The organism is Kordia aestuariivivens (assembly GCF_014397005.1).
GTDB lineage: Bacteria > Bacteroidota > Bacteroidia > Flavobacteriales > Flavobacteriaceae > Kordia > Kordia aestuariivivens.
This window is the reverse complement of record NZ_JACGWS010000019.1, coordinates 99466-107302: the sequence shown is the minus strand read 5'-3', so window position 1 is coordinate 107302 and position 7837 is coordinate 99466. Positions and strand designations below refer to the sequence as shown.

Annotated in this window: 1 protein-coding gene; it reads right to left on the bottom strand. The window is 40.5% G+C overall.

The annotated features are described in order from the left end of the window. The coding region (locus H2O64_RS22215; RefSeq protein WP_215907208.1) for a beta strand repeat-containing protein at positions 1-7262 on the bottom strand (7262 nt) is incomplete at its 3' end. Positions 7263-7837 lie beyond the last annotated feature (575 nt).

The window sequence follows — 7837 nt, the reverse complement described above, 5'->3', positions numbered from 1 at the left end:
CCTGCATCACTGATGTAAATATCACTGCCTGCTGTTCCACTGTTGTCTGGTAAGAAGTCATCATTGGTTAAAATGTCGATCGTTGCTGACATACCTACCATTGCTGTAGCTGAATCTGCTACTGCCGATGGTACTAATGGATTTGGATCACTTGCATCTGGGTTGCCATCATTGTCATCATCTAGATCACAAGCATTGGCTGTGCCGTCTGCGTCTGGATCTGGCCCATTTTCTGTATAATCTGCTGTACCGTTAGCATCTGTATCGGCTAATCCAGCTGCATTTGTATAGCTTGCTGCTGATACTGTTCCATTGGCATTAACTACTGCTGGATCTGCTCCGTATTGTCCGCCATCGCCGCCATCAGCGGCGCTGTCGTCAAAGGCTTCATTAGCATCTGAACAACCATCTTCATCACTATCTGTATCTAAGAAATCTGGTGTTCCAACTGTTGGACCGCTATCAGTTGGCACTGCTACTCCTGTGCCTGCTGATGTAGGAATTCCTGTGATTGGATTTATTGCGCCATCTGCTATTCCATTTCCATCTAAATCAGTTCCGCCAGTCTCGACGGTATCATAGATTCCATCGTTGTCTGCATCTAAGTCTAAGTGATTACTTACGCCATCGCCGTCTGTATCGTACGCTGGTTCTACGGTACCATTGACATCACCCACCATTGGATCTGATGGAGCGTCATCTAAGTAATTGGGTACACCATCATTGTCATCATCACCGCTTGGATCGCCTGGACCTTCGGCGATATCTAAGATACCATCGTTATCATCATCCTGATCTGTGGCATCTGGGATACCATCCATATCAGCATCTGGCCCCATAGCTACTAGTATTGTAACCGTTGCCGTTGCACATACATCATCCAGTGTTGGACCATCGCCTGTTAGGTCATTACATACTGTATAGTCTATTGTGACACTCATACCGCCTTCTATTAAGGCTGGTGTGTAGATTAGTTCGCCTGTGTTTTCATCAAAACTGATGATTCCGACTCCTGAGCCTGTTCCAGCATTACTGATATAGATATCACTGCCTGGAGTCATTGTAGTATCTGCTAAGAAATCGTCGTTGGTAAGAATATCAATATTCGTTACCATTCCAACCATTGCTGTACCATTATCAGCGACTGCTGTTGGTGTTTGTGTGTTTAAATCTGTACTGTCTGGATTCCCATCATTGTCATCATCTATATCACAGGCATTGGCTATTCCATCTGCATCTGGATCATCATTTGTGGTGTCGATGTAATCTGCCGTTCCTGTGCCATCAAGATCTGCTCCTGTAGCTGGATAGCTTGCCGCCGTTACTGTTCCATTGGTATTGACTGCCGCTGGATCTGTTCCGTACTGTCCACCATCACCACCATCTGCAGTAGCGTTGCCATAGTATTCATTGGCATCACTACACCCATCATCATCACTATCAGTGTCTAAGAAATTTGGTAAGTTCTCTCCAACATTTCCATCGGTGTCCGTTGGGACTCCTACGCCTGTACCTGCACTACTTGGAATTCCAGTGATTGCATTTGGAGTACCATCGGCGATTCCATCATTGTTTGCATCCGTTCCTCCTGTTTCTACTGTATCGTAAATACCATCATTGTCTGCATCTAAGTCTAAGTGATTACTTACGCCATCGCCGTCTGTATCGTACGCTGGTTCTACGGTACCATTGACATCACCCACCATTGGATCTGATGGAGCGTCATCTAAGTAATTGGGTACACCATCATTATCATCATCACCGCTTGGATCACCTGGACCTTCGGCTATATCTAAGATACCATCGTTATCATCATCCTGATCTGTGGCATCTGGGATACCATCCATATCAGCATCTGGCCCCATAGCTACTAGTATTGTAACCGTTGCCGTTGCACAGATATCATCTGGACTTGAACCATCGCCTGTCAGATCATTACATACTGTATAGTCTACCGTGACATTCATTCCGCCTTCACTTAAGGCTGGTGTGTAAATGAGTTCACCTGTGTTTTCATCAAAGCTGATGATACCTACTCCTGAACCTGTTCCAGCATTACTGATATAAATATCGCTGCCTAAGGTCATTGTATTATCCGCTAAGAAATCGTCGTTGGTTAGGATATCGATATTCGTTACCATTCCAACCATTGCCGTACCATTATCTACTAGGGCTGTTGGTGTTTGTGTGTTTAAATCAGTACTGTCTGGGTTCCCATCATTGTCATCATCTATATCACAGGCATTGGCTATTCCATCTGCATCTGGATCATCATTTGTGGTGTCGATGTAATCTGCCGTTCCTGTGCCATCAAGATCTGCTCCTGTAGCTGGATAGCTTGCCGCCGTTACTGTTCCATTGGTATTGACTGCCGCTGGATCTGTTCCGTACTGTCCACCATCACCACCATCTGCAGTAGCGTTGCCATAGTATTCATTGGCATCACTACACCCATCATCATCACTATCAGTGTCTAAGAAATCGGGTAAGTTCTCTCCAACATTACCATCGGTATCTGTTGGGACACCTACGCCTGTGCCTGCACTACTTGGGATTCCTGTTATTGTATTTGGAGTGCCATCGGCAATTCCATTATTGTCTGCATCTACTCCACCAGTCTCAACAGTATCGTAAATACCATCGTTGTCTGCATCTAAGTCTAAGTGGTTGCTTACGCCATCGCCGTCTGTATCGTATGCTGGTTCTACGGTACCATTGACATCACCCACCATCGGATCCATTGGTGCGTCATCTAAGTAATTGGGTACACCATCATTGTCATCATCGCCACTTGGATCACCTGGACCTTCGGCTATATCTAAGATACCATCGTTATCATCATCCTGATCTGTGGCATCTGGGATACCATCCATATCAGCATCTGGCCCCATAGCTACTAGTATTGTAACCGTTGCCGTTGCACATACATCATCCAGTGTTGGACCATCGCCTGTTAGATCATTACATACTGTATAGTCTACCGTGACATTCATTCCGCCTTCACTTAAGGCTGGTGTGTAGATAAGTTCACCTGTGTTTTCATCAAAGCTGATGATTCCGACTCCTGAGCCTGTTCCAGCATTACTGATATAAATATCGCTGCCTAAGGTCATTGTAGTATCTGCTAAGAAGTCATCATTGGTAAGAATATCGATATTCGTTACCATTCCAACCATTGCCGTACCATTATCTGCTAGGGCTGTTGCTGTTTGTGTGTTTAAATCAGTACTGTCTGGGTTCCCATCATTGTCATCATCTATATCACAGGCATTGGCTATTCCATCTGCATCTGGATCATCATTTGTGGTGTCGATGTAATCTGCCGTTCCTGTGCCATCAAGATCTGCTCCTGTAGCTGGATAGCTTGCCGCCGTTACTGTTCCATTGGTATTGACTGCCGCTGGATCTGTTCCGTACTGTCCACCATCACCACCATCAGCAGTAGCGTTGCCATAGTATTCATTGGCATCACTACACCCATCATCATCACTATCAGTGTCTAAGAAATCGGGTAAGTTCTCTCCAACATTACCATCGGTATCTGTTGGAACGCCAACGCCTGTGCCAGCACTACTTGGGATTCCTGTTATTGTATTTGGAGTGCCATCGGCAATTCCATTATTGTCTGCATCTACTCCACCAGTCTCGACGGTATCGTAGATTCCATCGTTGTCTGCATCTAAGTCTAAGTGGTTGCTTACGCCATCGCCGTCTGTATCGTAAACCGTTTCTACGACTCCGTTAACATTACCGATCATCGGATCCGTTGGTGCGTCATCTAAGTAATTGGGTACTCCATCATTGTCATCATCGCCACTTGGATCGCCTGGACCTTCCGCGATATCTAAGATTCCGTCATTGTCATCATCTTGATCTGTTGCATCTGGGATGCCATCCATATCTGAATCTATTCCAGTTACTGTAATTGTTATCGTTGCTTGCTCGCATACTGGCATCCCACTAGCATCATTACACACTTCATAAATAATAGTAACATCCCCAAATTCAGTAATTGAAGGCGTATAAGTAACCTGTCCTGTTGCTGGATCTATAACAACCATTCCTATAGCTGTTCCATTTCCAGTGTTGGTTACAGTAGTTATTCCAATATTGGTTAAATCATTATTATCTAAATAATCATCATTTGCTAATGGATCTATTGTTACTGGAATCCTTATATCTGTTGACGCAATATCATCTGATGCATTTGGTGCTCCTGGATTAGGATCTGAAGAATCTGGATTCCCATCACCATCAGTATCTGCTGATACAGCAGTAAAATTAATCGTAATTGATGCGATAGAAGCTGTACAACTCGTCACTGTATAATCAAAAATATATGTACCCGTAACAAGACTTGAACTATCTAGAGTTCCTGCACTTTGATCAAAGCTACCACTTGGATTATCGGAACCTGTATTTAAACTCCAAATTCCTCCTATATCTGGCGTTCCTAAAAGGTTTGTAAATAAGTCTATTGAACCTGTACTTGTATCTGCTGAAATTGTGTTATTGCTTCCAGCATCTGGTGCAGTTTGCACGGATACCGTTATTGACGTTGTTCCATTTACAGAACAAGGTGCAACTGCATTTACTGTATAATCAAATATAAAAACTCCGCCCGTTGTAGGGTTGTATGTTCCGCTTCCTGCATTAAAGTCTCCTCCAGGATTGTCTATAGAACTTCCTGAAATCGACCAAGTTCCTCCCGCATCTGCTCCAGTAAGTAATGTATTCAAGTCTACCAATGCATCTCCTGCACACGCGTACTCATCCATTCCTGTTCCAGCATTTGGCTGATTTGTAACAGTGATTTGCATTACATCCTCATCTGTACACCCAACTCCATTATCCATTTCTAATTTGTACCAAGTATTTACTGTTGGTGCCACTAGAGGATTTAATAATGCATTATTAAATGGTCCACTCCAAGGACCTGTAGCACTTGTTGTACTATATGACCATTCATATCCTCCTATTCCATTTACACCAATGTTTGGGGCAATATTAATAGTGTTATCCATTTGTACTGTTGCAGATACAAATGGGACTTCATAAATAGTAGCTGTTATTGGATCACAAAAGTTATCATTAATTGGCACATTGATAGAACCACTTGTATAGGTTCTAACATCTCCAGCTCCATCATCAAATGTAATAGTTGCGCCTGTTAAAGCTCCAAAGTCTAAGTTTTCACAATCATAAATTTGCACTTTCCATCCTCCCTGTCCACCATCAAGACCTATTAATGGAGAAAAATCTATTGCTGTAGCTCCAGAAGCTGGTCCATAATCTGTATAATATTGGTTCCAAGTACCAGATAAAGGCCCTGATAATGCACAAAGATCATATATTTGTACTCCAATGGAAGTATCATTTGTAAACTGGAGATTAGCCACATCATCAGCTGGATTACAAGCATTACCGGGCTCATTAACTCCTAAAGGAATAGAAACTGCTGTAGCAGCTGGTCCTGGAGAAACCATGTAGAAAGCTAAATCTGATATATATGAATGTGTTGCATCAAATGTTACCCTAACTATTGTACTTGCATCTATGATGAATGGTCTCCGTACTGGATCATAATATGTATATGATGGGCTAAGAATTGTACCTCCTGCACTTATATTTATACTATCTCCATTACATATAGCTAAATCAACTCCGGCATCTGCATTGAGACTCGAATTCCAAATCCATGCTCGACCTTCCGTTTTTGTTCCTGCATCATCTCTTACGACCAAATATCCTCCATCTGCCAGATTTGATTGTGTTGGTGTAGAATTCAATGCATAACTATCATATGAATTAGTTGTAGCATTGTATACATACCAATCGTACGAAGCGCCTACAACTGAAGGGCATGTTAATTCGCCTACATTTCCAGGCGAATCAAATACATAAATAGGATCATTTGATCCTGCTGAAAAAGTTGCATCTGTATATGTTGTCATCACAAAACCGCATGAAGCAGCTGATGTCATTTCTAACTCTGTACCATCTAATATTATTAGAACAACTGTCGTAAATACTAGGTTACATGGACCAGCCCCAGCCACATCATATCTAAAATTATATGAACCAGTAGTAAGACTTGTTATATCTACAACACTACCTGTAAGTGCGCCAGAACCGCCTACATCAACCCAAGTTCCTGCATCTTGACTTCCATCTAAAGCCGTTAATAAATCTATCGAAATATCTGTGTTAAAAACAACCAAAGGACCTGATGTTTTCCCTGAATTGGACGCTTCTGTCAGTGTTATTGTTCCTGTTGCTACTATAGAAGCATTACCTGCAATATCATAGAGTATGACTTCTACAAGTCTGGGTGTTGAAGTTTCTGGGGTTGCAGCTGTATTTACATAATAGAGTTCATCTATAATATCATCATAGGTATTAACATCTCCTGGAGCTGGATTACTATTAGTTGCTACTACAGAAGTAGATCCATTCCCCGTAATCGTTACATTAGAATAATTTCCTATTATAGATAATTCTTCTTCTCCAACATTTTGTTCGTTTGTTAAATTAATTTCTACGCGTTGAATTCCATGCGGAGCATTAATTGTAATATCCGAACCGTCAAAAGGTTCTGAACCACTAGTACAACTTGTAGTATTAATAGCTATTCCTCCTGCTCCAGTAGAATTATCGTTATCTAATCGCACATAAGGTGCTGGAGCTAAATTCATTGTAAAAGGTTCACCTGAAGCTATTTCCGTTGGATCTGTAACATAGTATTCTACAGATAATGTGGTTACTGCTATATTAGTTTGAACCGTCCAATAAGTACCCGCAGCAGTAATAGTATTTGAAGAACCAATATGAATTTCGGACGTATTGTTATTGTTTATAAAATGACCTGATTGACCACCTGTTAAACTTCCTGTAAACAAGGCTCCAACATCTGAACTAGCAATTTTTATATTTTCAGTACGAACTAATTCGCTATGCTCTTGAGAACTTAGAATGATATGAACTGGCTCGCTAAATGTATAGGTATATATATTTCCTGAAACACCAGTAGTAGCTCTAGAATTATCATAACTATTCGTCAGAGTTACTGTAGGAGCAATTGCGTTTTCGGAGCCTCCTACTGAAGTTGATCCTGTTCTAGAAATATCAACTAAAACATAAGTAGCTCCATCTCCTACTGCGGAAAGACTGCTTGTTTGAAAATTATTTTCTGGTAATGTCCCTGTTAAACCTCCCCAAGTAGTTACTACTTGCGCCATAGTTCCTAATGGAATTATTAGCATTAAGACGAAGACTATAAAAGAAAATAATGACTTACTATTTTGATATTTAGTAATACTTTTTTTTAATGTGTTACAACTATCTTTTATTTCTCTAAAACATAGTGTAGTTCTTGAATAAATAATTAAAAAAGATCTCAACATAATGGTTCGTTTAATTATTAGAATTGATTGTTATTGGTGCTGTAGCTAGATTTTGCAAGTTAAAACATAAAGCATTTACCTTCAACGCTTTATACTTTGTGACGACATCTAAAGCACATATTTTTAAGAGATATGACGATGGGTCAAAAACAATCATTAGATTTTTATGAAGTGAAGTATCATCTATATTTATGCATATATGATACAGATTGTTTTTTAGTTGATTTTCATTAGTATTGAGTACATCTAACTCATTAATGAAATTTGATGAATTGAAATATAAGTTCGTATCTATATTGTTTTCTTGATTATGAAAATTTAGATCAACATTCGCACTTGCAATAGATATATTTAGAAATACAAATACAAAATTCAATGAAAACTTTGTATTTGCTTTTAAGAAAACTAAAATAACGGCTATACCATTATTGAAA